The organism is Psychroserpens sp. NJDZ02 (assembly GCF_004843725.1).
GTDB lineage: Bacteria > Bacteroidota > Bacteroidia > Flavobacteriales > Flavobacteriaceae > Olleya.
This window is the reverse complement of sequence record NZ_CP039451.1, coordinates 251,147-273,104: the sequence shown is the minus strand read 5'-3', so window position 1 is coordinate 273,104 and position 21,958 is coordinate 251,147. Positions and strand designations below refer to the sequence as shown.

20 protein-coding genes are annotated in these 21,958 nt (G+C 29.2%); all 20 read left to right on the top strand.

The features are described 5' to 3' along the window. Positions 1 to 21 precede the first annotated feature (21 nt). The 20 genes from E9099_RS01335 (at position 22) to E9099_RS01240 (ending at position 21,957) form a co-directional block, all read left to right on the top strand. Entirely contained in the window at positions 22 to 1,191 is a 1,170-nt protein-coding gene (locus tag E9099_RS01335) for a glycosyltransferase family 4 protein (protein WP_136581953.1), read from the top strand. Between the two features lie 319 nt (positions 1,192 to 1,510). Then, positions 1,511 to 2,350 (top strand): glycosyltransferase, encoded by an 840-nt coding sequence (locus E9099_RS01330; RefSeq protein ID WP_136581952.1) that lies wholly within the window; start codon positions 1,511 to 1,513, stop codon positions 2,348 to 2,350. A gap of 55 nt (positions 2,351 to 2,405) precedes the next feature. Further along, on the top strand, positions 2,406 to 3,251 hold the full coding sequence (locus tag E9099_RS01325) for a class I SAM-dependent methyltransferase (protein ID WP_136581951.1): 846 nt from the start codon (positions 2,406 to 2,408) through the stop codon (positions 3,249 to 3,251). A gap of 46 nt (positions 3,252 to 3,297) precedes the next feature. Beyond that, positions 3,298 to 4,221, top strand: a complete 924-nt coding sequence (locus E9099_RS01320; RefSeq protein ID WP_136581950.1) for a glycosyltransferase family 2 protein — start codon at positions 3,298 to 3,300, stop codon at positions 4,219 to 4,221. 24 nt (positions 4,222 to 4,245) lie between these two features. Further along, positions 4,246 to 5,700, top strand: coding sequence for an MBOAT family O-acyltransferase (locus E9099_RS01315; protein WP_136581949.1), 1,455 nt, complete (start codon positions 4,246 to 4,248; stop codon positions 5,698 to 5,700). Between the two features lie 5 nt (positions 5,701 to 5,705). After that, complete coding sequence (locus E9099_RS01310; RefSeq protein ID WP_136581948.1) at positions 5,706 to 6,674, top strand: hypothetical protein; 969 nt, start codon at positions 5,706 to 5,708, stop codon at positions 6,672 to 6,674. Between the two features lie 131 nt (positions 6,675 to 6,805). Next, a complete protein-coding gene (locus tag E9099_RS01305) occupies positions 6,806 to 7,735 on the top strand; it encodes a glycosyltransferase family 2 protein (protein ID WP_136581947.1) in 930 nt (309 codons plus the stop codon). Positions 7,736 to 7,769: 34 nt separating this feature from the next. Beyond that, on the top strand, positions 7,770 to 9,023 hold the full coding sequence (locus E9099_RS01300) for a glycosyltransferase family 4 protein (protein WP_136581946.1): 1,254 nt from the start codon (positions 7,770 to 7,772) through the stop codon (positions 9,021 to 9,023). Positions 9,024 to 9,072: 49 nt separating this feature from the next. Then, positions 9,073 to 9,795: a hypothetical protein gene (locus tag E9099_RS01295; protein ID WP_136581945.1), complete on the top strand. Its 723-nt coding sequence runs from the start codon at positions 9,073 to 9,075 to the stop codon at positions 9,793 to 9,795. Between the two features lie 474 nt (positions 9,796 to 10,269). Continuing rightward, positions 10,270 to 11,553, top strand: a complete 1,284-nt coding sequence (locus E9099_RS01290; protein ID WP_136581944.1) for a hypothetical protein — start codon at positions 10,270 to 10,272, stop codon at positions 11,551 to 11,553. 25 nt (positions 11,554 to 11,578) lie between these two features. Further along, complete coding sequence (locus E9099_RS01285; RefSeq protein WP_136581943.1) at positions 11,579 to 12,253, top strand: cytidylyltransferase domain-containing protein; 675 nt, start codon at positions 11,579 to 11,581, stop codon at positions 12,251 to 12,253. An 11-nt stretch (positions 12,254 to 12,264) separates the two neighbouring features. Then, complete coding sequence (locus E9099_RS01280; RefSeq protein ID WP_136581942.1) at positions 12,265 to 13,332, top strand: acyltransferase family protein; 1,068 nt, start codon at positions 12,265 to 12,267, stop codon at positions 13,330 to 13,332. 22 nt (positions 13,333 to 13,354) lie between these two features. After that, on the top strand, positions 13,355 to 14,395 hold the full coding sequence (locus E9099_RS01275) for an N-acetylneuraminate synthase family protein (protein ID WP_136581941.1): 1,041 nt from the start codon (positions 13,355 to 13,357) through the stop codon (positions 14,393 to 14,395). Further along, a complete protein-coding gene (gene neuC, locus E9099_RS01270) occupies positions 14,388 to 15,515 on the top strand; it encodes a UDP-N-acetylglucosamine 2-epimerase (RefSeq protein WP_136581940.1) in 1,128 nt (375 codons plus the stop codon). Before E9099_RS01275 ends, neuC begins: the two co-directional genes overlap by 8 nt. Positions 15,516 to 15,518: 3 nt before the next feature. Continuing rightward, positions 15,519 to 16,433, top strand: a complete 915-nt coding sequence (locus tag E9099_RS01265; RefSeq protein WP_136581939.1) for a polysaccharide deacetylase family protein — start codon at positions 15,519 to 15,521, stop codon at positions 16,431 to 16,433. Then, positions 16,430 to 17,263: a GNAT family N-acetyltransferase gene (locus E9099_RS01260; RefSeq protein WP_136581938.1), complete on the top strand. Its 834-nt coding sequence runs from the start codon at positions 16,430 to 16,432 to the stop codon at positions 17,261 to 17,263. Before E9099_RS01265 ends, E9099_RS01260 begins: the two co-directional genes overlap by 4 nt. A gap of 6 nt (positions 17,264 to 17,269) precedes the next feature. Then, a complete protein-coding gene (locus E9099_RS01255) occupies positions 17,270 to 18,679 on the top strand; it encodes a UDP-glycosyltransferase (RefSeq protein WP_136581937.1) in 1,410 nt (469 codons plus the stop codon). After that, entirely contained in the window at positions 18,676 to 19,239 is a 564-nt protein-coding gene (locus tag E9099_RS01250) for a serine acetyltransferase (RefSeq protein WP_136581936.1), read from the top strand. Before E9099_RS01255 ends, E9099_RS01250 begins: the two co-directional genes overlap by 4 nt. 44 nt (positions 19,240 to 19,283) lie before the next feature. Continuing rightward, positions 19,284 to 20,444 carry a glycosyltransferase family 4 protein gene (locus E9099_RS01245; protein ID WP_136581935.1) on the top strand — a complete coding sequence of 387 codons (1,161 nt, stop codon included), beginning with the start codon at positions 19,284 to 19,286 and terminating at the stop codon, positions 20,442 to 20,444. Further along, a complete protein-coding gene (locus E9099_RS01240) occupies positions 20,425 to 21,957 on the top strand; it encodes a glycosyltransferase family 2 protein (protein ID WP_136581934.1) in 1,533 nt (510 codons plus the stop codon). Before E9099_RS01245 ends, E9099_RS01240 begins: the two co-directional genes overlap by 20 nt. Position 21,958: the final 1 nt, after the last annotated feature.

Genomic DNA, 21,958 nt, shown 5'->3' with positions numbered 1-21,958 from the left:
AAGTAATAATAAAAGCTTTACATGAAATTTGATAATAAAAATGTGTTGTTAGTACTTCAAGTCGGTACATTAGGAGGTGCTGAAAGGCAAGCATTAGGACTTGGTAAGTTTTTAGTGAATAATAAGAATTGTAATGTTGATATTTTGTTTATAGCATCAAACAATAGAACAAAAGAGTTTGATGATTTTTTTAAAACAACAGGTATAAAAAATAGTTTTTATTTTGGTTTTCCTCATGTAGTTCTTCGAAAAGAGTTGTCAGTTAGGAATTTGAAACGTTTAAAATGGTCTGTACAATATTTTTTACTTTTAAAAAAAGGGCTTAAAAAAAATAACTACGACATTGTAGTTCCATTCTTAAACACGCCATCAAAAATCTCATATTATTTATATAAATTATTACCAACCGTTAAATATACTTTTTGGCATCAGTTAGGCTTAGATTTTTTAAAAAAAGATATTTATGAAAGTATTGCTGTTAATAACATGCCTTGTATTATTGGTAATGCAGATAATTGCTTTGATATTTTTAAAAATGAGTATGTAGTAAAGAATAAAGTGTTTAATTTATTGCCTCAATATTTAACGCTAAAAAAAGAAAATAGAGATTCAGACATAATAAAAGAAAAATATAATATTAGTAAAGGAGATGTTGTATTTGGCATGATTGCTCATTTTAAGTCTTTTAAATACCATGATTTAGCATTAAAAATTTTTGATAAACTAGCTAAAAATATAAAAAATATACACTTAGTCTTACTTGGGAATAAAGACAATGACGAGATTTGTTTAGAGATATATAATAATCTTAATGAAAGTATTAGCAAAATGAATCTTTCTGATAAGGTGACTTTATTAAGTAATGAGGATGTTACAGATGTCTTGAATATTTTAGATATTGGTATGCTTCTATCTCTTATAGAAGGTACACCAAATGTGATTATGGAATATATGTTATACGCGCTTCCTGTTATAAGTTCAAACCATCCAGGTTGTGTTGGTTTGTTAGAAGATTCTAAGTTTTTAGTAAATAATACAGAAGAAGAGATATATCAAGCAATGTATGAATTGGCAATTAATGAAAGACTAAGAAAAGCAGAAGGCAATAGAAATGCTCAGTATATAAAAAAATACGATATTGAAACTTATGTTAAAAAGTTAGAAATCATACTAACTAATAGCTTTGAATAATTATGGGTAATAATGATTCAATGTTTATTGTTATGCTAGGATATAATGAAGGAAAGTATTTAACATTGTCTATTTAGAGTTACTTAAATCAAACTTATTCAAATGTATAAAGGATAATTGTCAAGGCTTGAAAAATTTGATTCCTTTTTTTACTAAAAAGAATAAAGAGTAATTACAGAAAGCCTTATCAAGCTTAGCGCTGTCTAAAGTGTAAATAAAAGGAAATAAAAACTAAGATTAAGTAAATTTAGCATTCAAAAGCTAGTGTATGAAGAAAATAATGAAAATAATGGATCAATATGTTTAAAGTAACTCTTTAATGGAAAGTAATAACATAATTTCAATAATTATACCTTGTTATAATGATGCCAAATTTATTGAACAAGCAATCGACTCTGTAAATAATCAAACCTATTTATATAAAGAAATCATAGTAGTAGATGATGGTTCAAATAAAGAAACTAAAGCGGTCTTAAAAAGCTTAAGGTCAAAAATAGACATACTAATTACTCAAGAAAATGCAGGACAAAGTAATGCTCGTAACAATGGCATTAGTCAAGCTAAAGGGGATCTTATTTTAACTTTAGATAGTGATGATTATTTCGAAAATACATTTTGTGAAAAGGCTATTAATTTAATCAAGACCGAGAAAGATGCAAAAATTGTAACCTGTTTTGCTAATATAATTTTTGAAATGGCAGGAAATAATTATGTTTATAAGCCACAAGGAGGAAATGTGAAAAAGTTTTTATCATCAAATAATTCTTTTGGATCAGCTATGTTTAAAAAGTCCGATTGGTTAAAATGTGGTGGGTATGATGAATCTATGACTAGTGGATTTGAAGATTGGGAATTTTATATTAACCTGTTAAGAAAATCAGGTTCGGCAGAAGTTATACCTGAAGTTTTATTTAATTACAGAAGAAGAGAAGGTTCAACTACATCGAGAGCAAATAAAGTTAAATATCAGCTTATCCGATATATTTACAATAAGCATAAAGATATTGTTAATATTAATTGTGAATTTATAATTGATAATTTGTTATTGAAATTAGAAAAGGAAGATCGCGAAAAAATAAAAATTACAAAGCGTCTAGAGTATACAATTGGAGCTTTTATATTAAAGCCATTAAGATGGATAAAGTCAAAATTTGGTTAAAATACTAAGAGTTAATAAAAAAATGGTGACTAATTATAAAAGTTAATAAGTAAAAATGGACGCATCAGAAAAGAATACAATTAAAAATGAAAAGCATTATGATAAACAATACAATAATGTTAATGTTGAATCTATTTTAAACAAAATAACTAACGTTGATAAATTTATAACTTCAGCGACACAAATCCATACAAGCTGGGTGGGTTTATATCACAATAATTTCCAAGCACAATTAAAAGGTAAAAAAGTGTTAGAATTGGGATGTGGAGATTGTACAAATGCTGCGGTTATGGCAGCTTTGGGTGCAGAGGTACATGCCAATGATATTTCTCAATATTCAGGTGATATTATTAATAAATTAAATGCTAATTTTGATTTTGAAGTCCCTCTTAAATTTATATATGGAGATTTTCTTAAATCCGAATTAGCACTTGATTATTATGATATTGTAGTAGGAAAGGCTTTTGTACATCACTTAACGCATGAGCAAGAAATAGAGTTCACAGAAAAAATAGTAAAAGTTTTAAAGCCTAATGGTATGGTAAGATATTTTGAGCCTGCTGTTAATAGTAAAGTTTTAGACGAGTTGAGGTGGCATACACCAGTTCCAGGAAGGCCCTCAAAGTTTCAAAAAGATAAATTTGCCCAATGGAAAAAAAATGATCCACATCCAGACAGGGATAATTCTTCAAAGAGCTATAAAAAAATAGGCAATACATATTTTAATGCTGTTAATATTACTCCTATTGGCACTATAGAGAGATTTCACAGGTTACTCCCAAGTAAATATAGTACAAGGTTTAGGCGTATGGCATTTAAAATTGAACGGTATATTCCTGAAAACCTCAATTTATTTTTAACTAGAAGCCAATTAGTGGAATATAAAAACCCAAAGAAATAAAGACCTCATATTTTTTAATAAGCGAATAAGGATATAAAAACGTAAAATGAAACCAATAGTAACTATAATAATGGCAACTTATAATAGATCACGATATATTGTGGAATCTATTAAATCTATTCAAGCACAAACATTTCAAAATTGGGAATGCCTGATTATTGATGATGGTGGGACTGATAATACACCAGATGTGTTGGCGCCTATATTACAACAAGACAAACGCTTCTCTTATTTAAAGCGAACAGATGACTATACTAAAGGTTTACCAGGTTCAAGAAATTATGGTTTAGATTTAGCTAAAGGTGATTATATTATATTTTTTGATGATGATGATATTGCACATCCTCAAAATTTAGAAATTTGTTTAGATGAATTTTCTAAAGATGATATTTCATTTTGTCGCTATATAAGAGAAGCTTTTAGAGGTGATTTTAAATATAATTTTGATTTATCAAAAGAGTACACACATTTCTATATTGACAAAAGTGATATTAATAAAATTCTTAAAAATGAACTTCAATTTAATTCATGTGCAGTCATGTGGTCAAAAGAGTGCTATGTTGAGCATCGTTATACCGAACATTTAAAATATGCAGAAGAATGGGAAGTGTATTCAAGAATAATAACCTCTGTTAAAAAAGGTGTATCAGTAAATAAGTCGCTTTATTATGGTAGGAAACATGAAGAGTCAATAACCGGCGATTTTAATAATAAGAATGAAGCTAGTCTTAAATCTTACGCAGATGCAATACACTTAGTAGTCAGTGATTTAAATAATAAGAAATTGCTTAATGATGCGATTTTAAGATATTTTATTCAGGTATCTCTTGATTATAGAAAATATAATTTGTTTGATAGAATTTTAACAACTTTAGATTATTCATACTATAAAAAAAATAAATGGAAACTGTTTTATTTTCATTTACCAATGCGTTTATTCTTTTATAGATTATTAAAAAACAAACACTAATATTAAAAATTTTAGAATAAAAGTATGCTATTTAACTCTATTGACTTTGCTATATTCTTGCCAATTGTTTTTATTTTATATTGGTTTGTTACCAATAAAAATTTAAAGTTACAAAACGCATTAATTGTATTAGCAAGCTATACCTTTTATGGCTGGTGGGATTGGCGTTTTTTATTCTTGATATTTTTAAGCAGTATTATTGATTATTTAGTTGGTATAAGTCTGTCAAAACAAGAAAATCTAACCAAGAGAAAAACGCTCCTTTGGATTAGCATTATAGCAAATCTTGGATTTCTATGTTTTTTTAAATATTATAATTTTTTTATAGAGAATTTTGTGTCCGCCTTTTCGTTTTTTGGAACAGAAATAAAACCAAATACTCTCAATATTATTTTACCTGTAGGTATTAGTTTTTATACATTCCAGACATTAAGTTATACCATTGATGTTTATAAAAAGAAACTTGAACCAACAAAAGATTTTGTTGCATTTTTAGCCTTTGTTAGTTTCTTTCCGCAGCTAGTAGCTGGACCTATTGAGCGGGCAACTAATTTACTACCTCAGTTTTTTAGTAAAAGAACGTTTGATTATAGTAATGGAGTAGATGGTTTAAGACAAATACTTTGGGGCTTATTTAAAAAAATTGTCATAGCTGATAATTGTGCCTTCTATGCAAATGAAATTTTTAATAATTCAGCCGTCTATAGCGGTAGTACACTAGTCATTGGTGCTGTCTTCTTTACATTTCAAATTTATGGTGATTTTTCAGGCTATTCTGACATAGCTATAGGTACATCACGTTTATTTGGATTCAACCTGCAACAAAATTTTGCATTCCCATATTTTTCCAGAAACATTGCTGAGTTTTGGAGGCGTTGGCATATTTCATTATCAACTTGGTTTAGAGATTATTTGTATATCCCTTTAGGAGGGAGTAGAGGGGGGACTTTGATTAGTATTAGAAATATATTTATAATTTTTATTGTAAGTGGTTTTTGGCATGGAGCCAATTTGACTTTTATTATTTGGGGTGCCTTAAATGCGTTTTATTTTTTACCCGTTTATATTTTTAAAAATAACCGTAAGTATTTTGACGTTGTAGCAAAAGGAAGCTATTTACCAACAATAAAAGAAACAGTATTAATGCTATTTACTTTCGGATTAACTGTGTTTGCTTGGATATTCTTTAGGGCAGAAAACATTGAGCATGCGCTAAGTTATGTTTCTGAAATATTTTCGAAGTCACTTTTTATATATCCATCATTCCAACAAGACAGCTTAGTCAAGCCGATAGTGGTGTTGTTATTTGTTTTTATTATTATAGAGTGGTTAGGGAGAGGGCAACAACACGCATTAGCTAATTTAGGGTTAAAATGGTTTAGATCATTTAGATGGGCTTTTTATTGTGTAATTCTATTTTGTGTTTTCTATTTTCATTTTAGTGGAAAACAACAAGAATTTATATATTTTCAATTTTAACTACCATGAAAAAATTTATATTTAAAACGTGTATTTTTCTATTTGCTTCTTCGTTATTCATTGTGGTAATACTTTTGATGCCTAAGAAAATTATTGAAAGCGGTGATAATTTTAAAATAAAACAAAACAGTAATCAGTTAGTTTTTGGACACTCGCATCCTGAATGCGCGTATAATGATTCCATAATTCAGAACTTTGAAAACTTTGCACAATCAGCAGAATCTTATTTTTATACATACTCCAAACTAAAAAAAATAGTAGAAGTAAATAACCAAGTGCGTACCGTTTTTTTAGAATTTACAAATTATGAGATAGATGATGATTGGGACAAACTATATACTTGGGGTGATAATATAATCTCCAGGAATTATCCGAAATATGCTCCTGTTATCGAGACCTCTGATTTATTAATGATTGCTAAAAAGAATATGAAGGAAGTTGTAAGCGCTCAATCAACTTCATTTATGAATAATGCAAATTTTATATTTAGGTCTAAAAAGAATTTCCCGAAAACTATTAATTGGGGAGGATACTACTATCTTAAAAGAGATAAAACAGACTCATTACTTACCGTTCTTTCTTCAGAAAACCTATTAAAATTTCAACAGACAGATAAGTTAGCTTCTACTAATTTAACGTATCTTTTGAAGATTATTGAGTTTTGTAAAAAGAGTAAAGTACAGTTATATTTAATACGTAGTCCTTTACATCCTAAATATCCTGGTTTGCATAACGAATCTGATTTTATAAATATTATTGACACAAGATTATCAAATGTCGAATTTTTAGACTTTAAGAATTTTCCATTGAAAAATAGTGAATTTGGTGATTTAAACCACCTTAATCATAAAGGGGCAAAAGTATATTCAGAATGGTTTGATACTATGATAAATAAAAAAGGGTTATTAGAAAAACAGGATAAACAAATGTTTATAGATAGTGAAATAAAAGCGCGAATGATTAACGTTTTGTAAAAGTAATGGTTGTGCTAAATAAAATATCAGTAATTATAATACCTATTGATGCTAGCACGATAAATTGTTTTATTTATCTGTAAAGAAATTCAAACAGCTAAAATATTTTTTAACCCCTCCTAAAAGAGCATATGAGTCCTTCTGCACTAGTTTCAATACTAATTCCTGTTTATAATAGAGAAGATTTAATATCAATAACTCTAGACTCTGTCATTTCTCAAACTTATCAAAATTGGGAGTGTATTATAGTGGATGATGGCAGCACAGACGAGACAGTATCCATTTTAGAAGCATTTATAATAAAAGATGCAAGAATTAAAGTGTATAGTAGGCCAGATACCTTACCTAAGGGTGGTAATAGTTGCAGAAACTATGGGTTTGAAGTCTCTAAAGGAGCGTATGTAAATTGGTTTGACAGTGACGATATTATGCATCCTGATTTTATAAAAATTAAGTTAGATGCATTTGATAATAATATTAATTGTGTAATCTCTAAAACACAGTCATTTACAGGGACAATTAAAAAAACAATTGGTAAAGAAATTAGAACTTTTAATAGCCCAAATTTATTAGAAGATTTTATAACCTTAAAGAGAAGTTGGTATGTTTGTGATCCAATGTGGAAAAAAAGTGTTTTAAAAAATAACAACCTGTTTTCTCTACAATTGTTGAAAGGCCAGGATAGAGATTTTCATATTAGAATGCTTCAAAATCCAAAAATAAATATCAAATTTGTTGACTCATATTTAACCTATTACAGACATCACAATAAAACGATTACAAACACATTTTCTCAAGCTGTTGCTTTGAGTATTCATAATAATTTAATAGAGAGAATAAATTTTTTAGTAGATTATGGTGTTTCAAATAAAACACTATTGTTTATGTACGTACAATTATTTAAAAATTACAGATATTTACGATGTAAGACTTTAAATATTATGTTTTTTGTTTTAAAAAAACCACTATTAGATGTTCAATATTATAAATGGATTACTAAGTTTTTATTAGCGAGTTTAAGTTATAAAATATTAGGAAAAGGAGATGTTTTGTTAAAGTAGGTTACTTGTTTATAAGTGATTTTTTAAATAAAAAATGGATAGTAAATTAAAAAAAATATTAGTTGTAGCAGAAACATTAGACGTTAACGCTTCCAGTGGCGCTAAAGCTAATTTAGGATTTATTAATTCTCTTGTAAGTTGCAATTATAGTGTTACTGTGTTGCATTATACACGAAAAAAAGTAACTGTAGATAAAACAGATTGTTTTGACATAAGAGAGAGAAAAGCAAATGTAAATTATATTTTAAGTAGATCACAACGGGTCTTTCAGCGTATAACTAAAATAAATATATCCAAACCACTAGAACGCATTTTTGGTCATTCATTTGTTTTTTTAAATGATTCTAAGAGTATCTCTAAAGCAGTACTTAAAACAAATCCTTTAACTTATGATTTAATTATTACTTTAAGTCAAGGAGCTAGTTTTAGACCACATCATGCACTTTTAAGAACACCACAATTATACAATAAATGGCTGGCTTATGTACATGATCCTTACCCGTTTCATTTATATCCAGAACCTTACAGTTGGGAGGAAGCAGGATATAAACAAAAAGAAAATTTTTTCAGTAAAGTTTCCGAAAGCGCTAAATACTCTGCATTTCCAAGTCAGTTATTGAAAGAATGGATGAGTCAGTTTTTCCCTAATTTTAAATCATCAGGTTTAATAATTCCTCACCAACAATTAAAAATCGATGTTATAAAAGATTTAGAAGAATATAATGGGCTTTTCCATGATGGTAAATTTACTTTACTTCATGCTGGTTATTTAATGAAACAGCGTCCACCTTTTGATTTAGTTAATGCTTTCAGAAAGTTTTTAGAGAATAATCCTAGCGCAAAAGAAGATTCAAAATTAGTATTAATCGGTTATGCAAGTTATCACCGTAAAGGTTTAGAGTTTGAGGCACAAACGCTTCCGCAATTACAATTACACTTAAAAAATGTTCCTTTTAGTGTTGTTAATACTTTACAGAATAAAGCATCTGTTAATATAATAATAGAATCTAAAGCAGAAATCAGTCCGTTTTTGCCTGGTAAATTCCCGCATTGTGTTTATGCTAATAAACCAATTTTAGCATTAAGTCCGAAGAAAAGCGAGGTTAGACACTTATTAGGAGCTAGTTATCCTTATGCTTGCCAAGTTGATGATGTCGAAGAAATAGCAGAAAAAATAGAATTGCTTTATTTAAATTGGTTACAAAATAAAGAAGCGAATTTAAATCGTCCAGATTTAGAGCACTATTTGAGTACAGATTATTTTAAAACTATAATCGAAAGTGTTTAAATTTACTTTTGTTAATATATATTGGAAGTCTTAATTTTAAAAAAAAAGAATGATATTAAAAAAAATTATTAATACAGTAAAAGATAATAAATCTAGGCACAAACGTACAGAAGCATTAACCAACGAATTAATTTGGGCAAATGTTTATCATGATAGTATTAGAGGTGTCGCATGTTTAAATAATTTATCCATTAACATAGGACGTTGGGCTGGTAATTATTCTTTTTTTTATATTTTAAAACGGATTTTGTTTGACCTTAAACCAGAAAGCATATTAGAGTTAGGTTTGGGAGAAAGTTCTAAATTTGTATCCACACTAGTTAGCAATAATATTTTACAGTCTTCTCATATAATTATTGAGCATGATAAAGAATGGATTAAAAAATTTAATAAAGAATTTGAATTGTCTGGTAGTTCTGAAATAAAACATTTTGAAGCTATAGATAAAGACGTATTAAATCAAAAATATTTGGGGTATCAAGACATAGAAAAGTTACAAAATAATTTTTCATTATATATCATAGATGGTCCTTTTGGTAGTTCTAGTTATTCAAGATACGATATTGTTGAACTTGCAAAAATGTTTACTCAGGATAAAGAGTTCATTATTATTATAGATGATTATAATAGAGCAGGAGAAAAAGAAACAGCAGAAAGTTTATTGCAAGTTTTAAAAGAGAAGAGTATTGACGTAAATTATAAATGTTATTCGGGTAGTAAAAGTCAATTGGTAATTGTAACAAAGTCTTACAAAATGGCTTTGAGCTTGTAGGTTCTATTTAATTTTAAGAGTATCTAAATTAGTAACAGTAACAGAGAGCGTCCTTATTAACTATTTTTGAAAGTATTAAGATTGATTTGCAACTCGCTCTTATTAGGTTAAAATTTTTAGTTAAATATACATTGTGATAAAGTCTGAGTGCTTACTGACTTACTAGAAGCATATTTAGATAAGTAACCATTAGATTTTGACTATTGGAGATTAACAATGCTAGAGAACTATGTTTTTTATATAAGTAATGTTTTAGAAGATTGGATGTTAAAACAGCCCAATACTGATGTAAATAACGGTGAGGTTATTTCAGGTTTCCCTAAAAAGACTATATAAAATAATTTAAACTATTTTATAAAAAATAAATTGATGTATAAACTTATTTTAAGCAAGTGTTTTTCAAAAGTATTTTATGCTTGGAAACAATTACCAAAGCAAATAATTAATAACTATAATAGTGTAAAAGCAAAATAGATGACTAATCCAATTATTGTTGTTGCTTATGCTGTACATCCAGATCAAAAATCTAGTGAAGCCATTGTTAATAAAAATTGGTTAGATATTTCAACGACTAAAGGTAATACGTTACTGGTATTATCGGCTTTCCATAATTATCGTTTTAAAGGTGAAGAGATTCAACTTGTGAAAAAATTAAACACAAGTGCTGTGTTTTATAAGATTTCAAAGAAAAAGAAAGGTATAGATAAGCTTTTGTACAGTATTGTGAATAAAATATTTAAAATAGTATTTGGTTCTAATCAAACACTTCAGAATACAGTATGGATTAATAAACAATCTAGAATATTAGAAAAAATAATAACTACTGATGACGTGGTTTGGTCTAGGGTTTTACCAACGTTGTCATTAGCACCAGTTTTAAATGTTTATGATAAAAACCCATTTCCATTTGTTGTAAATGTTAACGATCCAATAAATGTAAACACGTTTAATAAAAATAATTTAAACAGTGAACAAAAATTATTTTTAGAGACTAAGAATAAAGCACAAGCTTGGACATTTCCATCTTCTAAATTAGCAGATAGAATGGCTAATAATTATAATTTAGATAGAGCACGGTGCTTTGTAATACCGCATGCTATGCGTGAAGTAGTTAAACTTTATACAAGAGATATTATAAAACAACGCATAAATATTCTATACGCAGGTACGTTTTATAAAAGTGCGTTTACTGACGAATTGAAGAACAGTTTAATCGCTTTTAATAAATTAGACTGCGCAAAAGGTGTAAACTTTACATTTGTATTGTCTCAATTTGATGATGAATCCGTTACTTGGCTAAAAGAATCAATTCCTAACTGTACCTTAAAATTTAAATTAGAGCGAGAAGAAGTGCTGGAACTTTTAAAAAAAGCAGACTGTATGTTTGTTGTAGATTCTATTTTACACAGCGAATTGTTAAAAGGGAAGTTAATAGAGGCTTTGTCTTTTGGTGTCCCTGTGTTTGCAGTGACATATCAAGATTCGATAATGGATAAAGTAGTTAAAACTTATGGAAGTATTTCTGCTTATCAAGATATAGAAGACGATATTTTAAACAAAATGAAATTATTTGTGTCAAACATTAATAATAAAGAGTGGTTAAGTACATTTTATAATCAACGTACAAACGCACTCGGTAAAATATCAGAGAACTATATTGCAGATGCCACAAATTTAGTAACAACGTTTGCTTATCAACGTTTTTATAAAGAACAGCAGGAAACGATACAAGCACCAAAACAATTAAATTGGCCTTGATATAATAAATTAAATAATTTTAAAATTGAAAACAATTGCAGTCATTCCCGCACGTGGAGGGTCAAAACGATTACCAAATAAAAACATTTTAATGTTAGGTGATTTACCTTTAATAGTACACAGTATTTTGTATGCTAAAGCAAATAATCATTTAATTGATGCCATATATGTAACTACAGATGATGCTGCTATTAAAAAAATTGCGTTGTCCTATAACGTAAATGTTATAGATAGACCTTCCGATATTTCTGGAGATTTTGAACCTACAGTTTCTGCGGTTAAGCATGTTATACAAACAATTAATGAAGCTGTAGAAACAGTAATCCTATTGCAGCCTACAAACCCATTAAGACCAAAAACATTATTAGAAGATTGTATAAATGCTTACAATGAAAAAACTTGTGACAGTGTGTTTACAGTATCTCAAAGTCACCATAAATTAGGGAAAATAGAGAATGATAAGTTTGAGCCTTTTAATTATGCACCAGGACAACGCAGTCAAGATTTAGAACCCTTATTTTTTGAAAATGGATTATTGTATATAGCAAATGCAACAAGTGTATTAAACAATGAAATAATGACTACTAACGGTTTTCCTTTTAAAATAAACCACGATTTTTCAACTATAGATATTGATACACAAGCAGATTTAGACTATGCAAATTATATTTTAGAGAAGTCTAATCTTAACTTAATTTAAATAAGCCAGTAATGAGAATAGAACAACTTACTTTTACTCGATTTGTTGCGGCACTTTTAATTGTTGTGTTCCACTTTGGTAGCGGATCAATGCATTTTACTAACGAGTATACTCAGTTTTTATTTAAACAAGCTAATATTGGAGTAAGTTACTTTTTTATCTTGTCTGGTTTTGTAATGATAATTGCCTACCATAAAAAAGCGAAGGTTAATTTTATGGATTATATGGTAAATAGATTTGCTAGAATTTATCCTGTATATCTTTTAGCCATTCTTTGCCTTTTGTTTCTAATAGTTGTTTCAGGTCAATTTAATTTTACCGAGTTTATTTTGAATCTATTTATGGTTCAAACATGGGTACCTGGTCAAGCTTTAGTTTTTAATATTCCTGCTTGGTCATTATCAGTAGAGTTAGTGTTTTATGCATTGTTCCCATTTTTATACAATAGGTTGTACTCTAAAATTAGTTTCAATAAATTAATTGTCCCGATTATTTTATTTTGGTTAATTAGTCAAGTTTTATTTCATTATTTAATTAATCAAACAACGTTTACAGATTTATTTTATAGTTCAGAAGATGTAATGTATCATCCCATTTTTCATCTTAATGAATTTATTATTGGTAACCTAGCAGGTCTTTATTTCGTTAAAAAAAATACTGAAACTAAAAATTACGATGTGCATATAATAACTCTAGTTATTCTATCTTTAATAGCCTTAAAATTTCCAATAGGATTTAGTTATCACAATGGTCTTTTAGCAGTTTTGTTTATTCCAGTAATTATATTATTGTCACTTAATAATGGGTTTATAACTAAACTGTTTAATAAAAAAATTTTTATTTTTTTAGGCGAAATAAGTTACGGTTTATATATTCTTCAATTTATTGTTTGGATGTATATAAGTGATTATAGATTGAATAAGTATTTAGGCTTAGATAAAGCAGAAGATTTCTTATTTTGCTTCTTTTTAAGGCTGTTTATACTCATTGGCTTATCTGTTTTAAGTTATTTATACATAGAAAAGCCAGCTAGAAATAAAATAAAGAGTTATTTAAGTAAAAGAAAAAAGGTAAATTAATATAATATAGAGAATGCAATATATGAATCCATATATAGAAATAGCTGGACGTAAAATTGGTAAAGATTTTCCACCTTTAGTCATTGCAGAAATAGGAATAAACCACGAAGGCTCTCTAACAGTAGCCAAAGAAATGGTTGATGCAGCACATAGAGCAGGTGTCGAGGTTGTAAAACACCAAACACACATTGTTGCAGACGAAATGAGTGGTGCAGCTAAAAAAGTAATTCCTGGTAATGCAGATGTTTCTATTTACGATATTATGGAGCGATGTTCACTAAATGAGGACGATGAATTAGCACTTAAAAATTATGTAGAGTCAAAAGGGATGATTTTTATATCAACACCATTCTCTAGAGCAGCTGCAGAGCGTTTAAAGCGATTTGATATTCCTGCTTATAAAATAGGATCTGGTGAGTGTAATAACTATCCGCTTTTAGAGCATATTGCGCAGTTTGGAAAACCAGTGATTTTAAGTACAGGAATGAATACAGTAGAAAGTGTTAGAAAGGCAGTCGCTATTTTCGATAAATATAAAGTGCCAATCGCCTTATTACATACTACTAACTTATATCCAACACCAATACATCTAGTGCGCTTTGGTGCCATGATGGAATTACATGAAGCATTTCCAGAAAAAGTCTTTGGTTTAAGCGATCACACATTAAACAATAATGCGTGTTTAGGTGCGGTAGCTCTTGGTGGTTCTATTTTAGAACGTCACTTTACAGATCACATGCAACGCACAGGACCAGATATTGTTTGCAGTATGGATGAGCAAGCTTGTAAAGCGCTAATTGTAAATAGTGCAGAAATGGCATTAATGCGAGGCGGAACAAAAGAACCTGCAAAAGAAGAGCAAGTAACAATAGATTTTGCATTTGCAACAGTATGTACTATAAAGCCTATAAATAAAGGTGACATTTTTACAAAAGATAATATTTGGGTAAAGAGACCAGGAACAGGAAAAATATTAGCAGATAAGTTTGATTCTATTCTTGGCAAAAAAGCAGCAAATACTATTGATAATGACGTGCAATTAACATGGGAAAACATTGAGTAATATTAAAAAAATAGCATTTTTAACAGGAACAAGAGCAGATTTTGGTAAGATAAAAACACTTATACAAAGTGTAGAATCTGAACTCGATTTTGAAACTCACGTGTTCGTTACTGGTATGCATATGCTAGAAGAATATGGTTATACTCTTATTGAAGTTGAACGTTGTGGTTTTAAAAACATTTCAACATTTAATAATCATACCCATGAAGCTACAATGGATTTAACATTGGCTAAAACAATTTCAGGATTTTCAGAATTTATAAAAACAGTGAATCCAGATTTGATTGTTATCCATGGTGATCGTGTAGAGGCTTTAGCTGGCGCAATAGTTGGAAGTTTAAATAATATATTAGTTGCTCACATAGAAGGAGGAGAGTTATCTGGGACAATAGACGAGCTTATACGTCATGCGACAAGTAAAATGAGTCATATCCATTTTGTAGCAAATAAGAGAGCCAAAGAGCGTTTAGAACAAATGGGCGAATTACCAGAGTCTATTTATACTATTGGATCTCCAGATGTCGATATTATGTTTTCAGATAATTTGCCTAGTCTTGGTGTTGTAAAAGAGTATTACAATATCGATTTTGAAAATTATGCAGTTGCCATGTTTCATCCTGTAACAACAGAGCATGATCAAATGGAATTGTATGCTAAACAATTTGTTGAAGCTTTAATTACTAGCAAAAAAAACTATGTTGTTATTTTTCCTAATAACGATTTAGGGAGTAAAATAATAATTGAAGCATATCAAAAATTAAAGGAACACTCTAATTTTAGAATTTTCCCTTCCATTAGATTTGAATATTTTTTAACCTTATTAAAGAAATCTCAATTTATAATAGGTAATAGTAGTGCTGGTGTGCGTGAAGCACCATATTACGGTATTCCAACAATAAACATTGGAACAAGACAAGCCAATAGGGTGTCTTTAGTCTCAATAATAAACACTAGTTATAATACTAAAGACATATTAAATGCTATTGATGTAGAAAAAGAAATGGGCTTAGAGAAAACAGAAGTCTTTGGTTTAGGTAATAGTGCTGAAGCTTTCTTAAAAACGTTATTAACAGATGATTTTTGGGAAACCAACCATCAAAAACAATTTATGGATATTTAACTTATGCTTACAGTTAGTAATTACCATTATATTAGAGAAGATTTTAAAACTAAATACCCCAGTATTTTTGGAATCACACCTTTAGTCTTTAAAAAGCAATTGCTATTGCTTCAAAATCAAGGAGAATTTATAGCTTCAAAAGATTTATTAGATAATTCTGAAAAAATCCTTTCAAGTAAAGAAAATTTCATTTTAATCACTTTTGATGATGGTTTAAAAGAGCAATTTGACTTTGGGCTTTCTATTTTAGATGCGCTTGATATTCCAGCAGTATTTTTTGCAAACTCAATAAACTATTTAGAGAAAAAAGTATCAACAGTTCATAAAATACATTTATTAAGATCGATAATAGATTCTGAAGTAGTATTAAAGAGAATTGAAAGTAAATATAAAAGTAAACTAATGCATTTAGATACAGCTAAAATGAAATCCATTTACTTTTATGATGATGAAAAAAGTGCTGTTTTAAAATATATTTTAAATTTTGTATTAAATTACAAAGAGCAAGAAGTAGTAATAGAAGAGTTGTTTTCTAATTATTTTGATGAATCAGAAATACTTAATGATTTGTATATGACAAAAAATCAACTGCAAGAATTAGCAAATTTAAAGTATTTAGGAAGTCATACACATAGTCACTATCCATTAGGTTTATTAGAAACTGACCATATAATTGAAGAATTAAAACAATCAAAAGCCTATTTTGAAACCATAACACAATCTAAAATAGAAACTGTTGCTTATCCATACGGAACAGATGAAGCTTGCACTACTGCGGTTTCAAAACTAGCATCTGTTGCTGGATATAAATTTGGTTTTACGACAAAGCGAGGTACAAATTCTAATAGAGAGGACAAGCTACTTTTAAATAGATTTGATTGTAACGATGTCATCGGCGGTAAAAATTATAATTTATGATTACAAGAGAAGCTACTATAAACGATTGGGATCAATTACTCCTCTTTTTTTCTAAAATATATAGAACTAATCACCCATTACACAAAAAAGAGTTTTGGGAATGGCAATATGGGAATCAAAAATATGGACGTTCATTTATTTGCGTTAATGATAAACAGCAGGTTGTAGGTCATGTAGGTGCTAATTTTCAAGGCAATTTAGCTTGGATTATTAATGTATATTTGGATGCCGAATGTAGAGGTCAAGGTATTCTAGGAAAGCTTTATGCTTTAGCAAGAAGTTATTATCCATTAGCAGCAACCGCAGCAAACGAAGCAGGTTTAGGTTTATATAGAAATATGAGATGGATTCGTTATCATGATTTAGTTCGCTACGTTAAAGTTAATCCTGCATTAGAGGATAAGTCTTTCCAATCTGTTTGTGATAAAGTTGACGTTAATTATAATCATTTAATAGATGCTAAATCTCATTATTTTCAACAACCAGGAATTAATGGTCTACTGTTTAACGATGGCTCGGAGGCTGTTAGTCAAGAAGATGTTGGAGGATTAAGAGCGGTTAAAATTTTAAATCTGGCTATTTTTGAAGCAGAAGCTTGGGCATTAGGCTATAATTGGATTGATTATATTACTTCTTGGAATAACTTAGAAGTTAAAAAGCTTGAAAAGAATAGCTGGACTTTAGATTTTAAAAATATAGTACCTTGGCGTCTAAATCCAATTGAAGAAAACTATTTTTGCGATATTACATTTCTTTCAGAAAAACCTTTAAATAATGAGTTTGTCGTGCAAAGAGATTATTCAGATCATGGCAGAATAGGAAGTCTATAAAATTATATGAAAAACAAAAAAATATTTGTTCTATTACCTTCAGGTATTGCGCTTCGTAATTTTGCTTTTACAAGCTTTAATGATGTAGCAAAAACAAAAAATCTCGATATTACCTATTGGAATAGTACGCCATTTTCTATTGCAGAAATGGGGTATAACGAAGTTAGATTAACTAATATTAAAACACATTGGTTAACAGATATTTTAAAGAATGCTAGAAAACAAATAGAACTAAATTTAAATATTAAAAACACCGGAGACACAACCTATAATGCATATCGGTTTCCTGCTAAGAATAATACATTAAAGAAGTTTATAAAAAATGTAATAACCAAGACTTTTATATTATTATATTCCTCAGAAAAAGGGCTTGAGAAAGTAAAAAATATAATTAATAAGAAAGAACGTACGACAGCGTATTACCAATCGTGTATTAAAACGCTACAAAAAGAAAAACCAGACTTTTTATTTTGCAGTAATCAGAGAATTGGTACCGCTATAGCGCCTTTATTAGCTGCACAAGATTTGAAAATTCCGACTGCCACATTCATTTTTTCTTGGGATAATTTACCAAAAGCAACACTTGTTGTAAATACAGATTTCTATTTTGTTTGGAGTGATTTTATGAAAAAAGAAGTGCATAAATATTATCCTCGAATTAAATCTGACCAGATTGTAATTACAGGAACACCGCAATTTGAATCTCATTTTAATAGTGCAATAATTAAATCTAAAGACGCATTTTATACTGAGTATAATCTAAATCCTGATAAAAATTATATTTGTTTTTCTGGCGATGATATTACAACTTCTCCGGATGATCCAAAGTATTTAGATGACTTTGCAAAAGCCATTTCTGTATTAAATACAAGAGGATATAAACTTGGTATTTTACTAAGAAGAAGTCCAGTAGATTTTTCAGGAAGATATAACCCAATTATCGATAAATACAAAGATATAATTGTTGAAGTCGCACCTAAATGGCAGAATGTAAATAATACTTGGAATACGATGTTTCCTACTAAAGAGGATAATATCTTATTATCTAATACTATCGCACATACCTTGTTTGTTGTAAATTTAGGTTCATCTATGATTTTTGATTATGCTGCTTTTAATAAAGCTTGTGGCTATTTTAATTATAATCAAGAGGAGCAGTTAGATAGTGCATGGGATATCCACGTGTGTTATAAATATATTCATTTTCGCTCAATGCCAGAAGGGGCTGTGATTTACTTAAACAGTGCTGAAGACATCGAATCGAAAATTATAAGTGTTTTACAAAATACAACTAATACTATAGAACAAGCAAACTCATGGTTTGATACCATTTGTCAATCACCACAAGAAAAATCTACAGATAGAATTTTAGAGGCCATAGCACTAATTAGTTCTAAAAATAAAAATTTGTCATGAGTCATTCAAGTTTAAAACATATTCTGGGAGAAGATTTAAAGCGCTATGGTATTAATACTAAGCCTTCCTTTTTTAGAAATTTAAAACAGCTTTTATTTAATGGTGCTCCTGGTGTTAAATTTTCTATTGTTTTCAGAAATTGCCAGCACTATAGAAAAAAAAACAAACTGCTATTTTACTTCTTTTTCTTGTATTTAAGAAGGATGAAATATAAATATGGTTTTGATATATCGTATCGCACAAACATAGGTAAAGGTTTATATATTGGGCATTTTGGAGGAGTGGTAATTCATGGTGATTCTATTATTGGCGAGTATTGTAATATTTCTCAAGGCATAACAATAGGTGTTTTAAATCGTGGAAAAAATAAAGGTATTCCAAAAATAGGAAATAGCGTTTTTATCGGTCCAAATGCTGTTATAGTTGGTGGTATTGCAATTGAGGACGATGTTTTAATTGGTGCCAATAGCTTGGTTAATTTTAATGTAAAAGCTAACGCTGTGGTTGCTCCACAACCTTCACAAATTATATCTTACAACGGTTCACAAGATTATGTGTAATACTTTATATTAATAAATACTCAAGTCTTTAATACATTAAATCTATGAAAATAGCATTCTTAACACCAGAATATCCACATGAGCGTATTGGCCATTCTGGAGGTATTGGTACTAGTATAAAACATCTTGCTGTTGCTTTACAAAAACAAGGACATGAGGTGTCTTTACTTATTTATGGTCAAGAAGAAGATGTAACGTTTAGCGATAATGGTATTGCTTTTTATAAAATTAAAAACCCCAAGCTGAAAGGTTTGTCGTGGTTTTTAACACGTAAAAAAATTCAAAAGCTAATAAATAGATTACATAAAGCGCAAAAAATAGACATAGTAGAAGCTCCAGACTGGACTGGTATAGCCTCGTTTATTAATATTAATTGCCCATTGATAATTAGGGAAAATGGGTCTGATACTTATTTCTGTCATTTAGATCACAGACCAGTTAAAGCCATTAATCGCTTTCATGAAAAGCAGGCTTTAAAATCTGTAGATGGTATTATTTCGGTAAGTCAATTTACAGGTGAGTTAACAAATAAGCTTTTTAATTTAAACAAACCATTTACCGTAATTCCAAATGCTGTTAATATTGAAGACTTTGAGCCTACAGATAGTCTTTCAGAAGAAAAAAATCAGACCATATTATACTTTGGTACACTAATAAGAAAAAAAGGACTTCTAGAGTTGCCTTATATTTTTAATAAAGTTAACGAGAAGTATCCACATGCAGTACTTATCTTAGTTGGTAAAGACAGCCCAGATATTAAAACGCAAACGCAATCGACTTGGCAATTAATGCAACCGTTATTTACAGAAGCAGCGATTAAAAGAGTAAATTACGTGGGCGCAGTGCCATATTCTGAAATGAGAGCACATATAGAGAAAGCAACGTTGTGTGTTTTTCCTACTTTCGCGGAAGCATTACCAGTATCTTGGTTAGAAGCAATGGCCTTAAAAAAGCCTATAGTGGCATCAAATGTGGGTTGGGCAAAAGAAATTGTTGACGATGGTGAAGATGGCTTTTTAGTGCATCCAGAAGCACACGGAACTTACGCAAATAAAATCAATGAACTTTTAGATAATGAAACTTTAAGAAAGGAATTTTCAATTGCAGCAAGAAAGAAGATTATATCAAAATTTAGTTCAGAAATTGTTGCAAAGCAATCTGTCAAATTTTATAAAAAAACTATAGATGCTTATTCTTTTTCATAAAAACAATACCGTTGTTGAGGTGCTCAACACTACAACTAGCGAAATTATAGTAATTGAAGAAAAAGAACCTACAAAGGGATTGTTTTTTTTAGCTTCAAAGTATAGTCATTCTATTATTGCTTGGTGTCATATTTTAAATAAAAAGAATATTAATATAGAAGCCATACAATTTTGTTTTACTTCAAATAATGTTATGGTGTCTAATGGAAACTCTAGCTATTTAACCGATGCCATTGGTTATGTTGAAGATTCGCTGTTTATTAATGTGAATAGAGAGACAAAGTTTCCTACTTGGTTAATGTCCAGTAATTGTGGCGCAATTTATGGTGAAAAACTTTTAATGTTTAGAGAATGCATAAGTAATAGTAACAGTTTAGATTATAATCTAAATAGTATAGCAAAACTTGGAATGAAGAATGGTTTGCTTTGTTATTTTTCTTCAGAAATTATAAAAGATAATAAAGAAGTCTATTTAGATGAAAAAGCAAGTGAAACAGAGTTGTTTCAGTTTGTAAAAGAACATTTTAGAGCACGTTGGACGTTGTTATTATTTTTATATTTAATGATTTTTGAAAAGAAATTTTTATTATTTCCTTTAATAAAAAGTCTGTTATTTAAACAGAAGACCTTTAATAAGTTTATAACTTCAGAAGCCATTACTGAAGAGTTAAAAATAAACACATCAGTTTCGGTTTTAATACCAACATTAGGAAGAGCAAAATATTTATACGATGTGTTAAAGGATTTAGCAAAACAAACAGTAATGCCTGCTCAAATTATAATTATAGAGCAAGACGATAGCGAAATTGCAAAATCTGAACTTAATTATATAACATCTGAAGATTGGCCATTTAAAATAGAGCATAGACTTATATCTCAAACAGGAGCTTGTAATGCTAGAAATATAGGTTTGCAATTGGTGACATCAGATTATGTTTTTATGGCAGATGATGATATTCGGTTTAATAAAAACACAATAAATGAAGCCTTGGTATTTATGCAAGCACACGATTTTAATGCGATTACTCTAAGTTGTTTAAGAGAGAATGAAACCGAAAAACGTAAAATACCGATACAATGGGCGGCTTTTGGATCTGGTTGTAGTATCGTAAAAACAAGTGTTTTAAGAAATTTGAAATTCGATATGGCTTTCGAACATGGTTTTGGAGAGGATACAGATTTTGGAATGCAGCTCAGAAATAAAGGTATTGATGTTATCTATTTGCCTTATGTACAATTAAAGCATCTAAAAGCACCTATTGGCGGTTTTAGAACAACATATATCCATGCTTGGGATAATGAAAAAGTAACGCCTAAACCATCACCAACGGTCATGCTTTACAATTTAAAATATAAAACTGTACAACAGTTAAAGAGTTATAAACTAACATTATTTTTTAAGTTTTATAAAAAACAAACTATAAAAAATCCATTTATATACTATCGCGTGTTTAAAAAACGTTGGGAAATAAGTCAAGATTGGGCTAATAATTTGAAAAATAAGGCTGTTTAAT

Bases quoted from the DNA above. Each gene is read 5' to 3' on its own strand.
- E9099_RS01335 (WP_136581953.1), top strand. From the start codon at position 22: ATGAAATTTGATAATAAAAATGTGTTGTTAGTACTTCAAGTCGGTACA.
- E9099_RS01330 (WP_136581952.1), top strand. From the start codon at position 1,511: ATGGAAAGTAATAACATAATTTCAATAATTATACCTTGTTATAATGAT.
- E9099_RS01325 (WP_136581951.1), top strand. From the start codon at position 2,406: ATGGACGCATCAGAAAAGAATACAATTAAAAATGAAAAGCATTATGAT.
- E9099_RS01320 (WP_136581950.1), top strand. From the start codon at position 3,298: ATGAAACCAATAGTAACTATAATAATGGCAACTTATAATAGATCACGA.
- E9099_RS01315 (WP_136581949.1), top strand. From the start codon at position 4,246: ATGCTATTTAACTCTATTGACTTTGCTATATTCTTGCCAATTGTTTTT.
- E9099_RS01310 (WP_136581948.1), top strand. From the start codon at position 5,706: ATGAAAAAATTTATATTTAAAACGTGTATTTTTCTATTTGCTTCTTCG.
- E9099_RS01305 (WP_136581947.1), top strand. From the start codon at position 6,806: ATGAGTCCTTCTGCACTAGTTTCAATACTAATTCCTGTTTATAATAGA.
- E9099_RS01300 (WP_136581946.1), top strand. From the start codon at position 7,770: ATGGATAGTAAATTAAAAAAAATATTAGTTGTAGCAGAAACATTAGAC.
- E9099_RS01295 (WP_136581945.1), top strand. From the start codon at position 9,073: ATGATATTAAAAAAAATTATTAATACAGTAAAAGATAATAAATCTAGG.
- E9099_RS01290 (WP_136581944.1), top strand. From the start codon at position 10,270: ATGACTAATCCAATTATTGTTGTTGCTTATGCTGTACATCCAGATCAA.
- E9099_RS01280 (WP_136581942.1), top strand. From the start codon at position 12,265: ATGAGAATAGAACAACTTACTTTTACTCGATTTGTTGCGGCACTTTTA.
- E9099_RS01275 (WP_136581941.1), top strand. From the start codon at position 13,355: ATGAATCCATATATAGAAATAGCTGGACGTAAAATTGGTAAAGATTTT.
- E9099_RS01265 (WP_136581939.1), top strand. From the start codon at position 15,519: ATGCTTACAGTTAGTAATTACCATTATATTAGAGAAGATTTTAAAACT.
- E9099_RS01260 (WP_136581938.1), top strand. From the start codon at position 16,430: ATGATTACAAGAGAAGCTACTATAAACGATTGGGATCAATTACTCCTC.
- E9099_RS01255 (WP_136581937.1), top strand. From the start codon at position 17,270: ATGAAAAACAAAAAAATATTTGTTCTATTACCTTCAGGTATTGCGCTT.
- E9099_RS01250 (WP_136581936.1), top strand. From the start codon at position 18,676: ATGAGTCATTCAAGTTTAAAACATATTCTGGGAGAAGATTTAAAGCGC.
- E9099_RS01245 (WP_136581935.1), top strand. From the start codon at position 19,284: ATGAAAATAGCATTCTTAACACCAGAATATCCACATGAGCGTATTGGC.
- E9099_RS01240 (WP_136581934.1), top strand. From the start codon at position 20,425: ATGCTTATTCTTTTTCATAAAAACAATACCGTTGTTGAGGTGCTCAAC.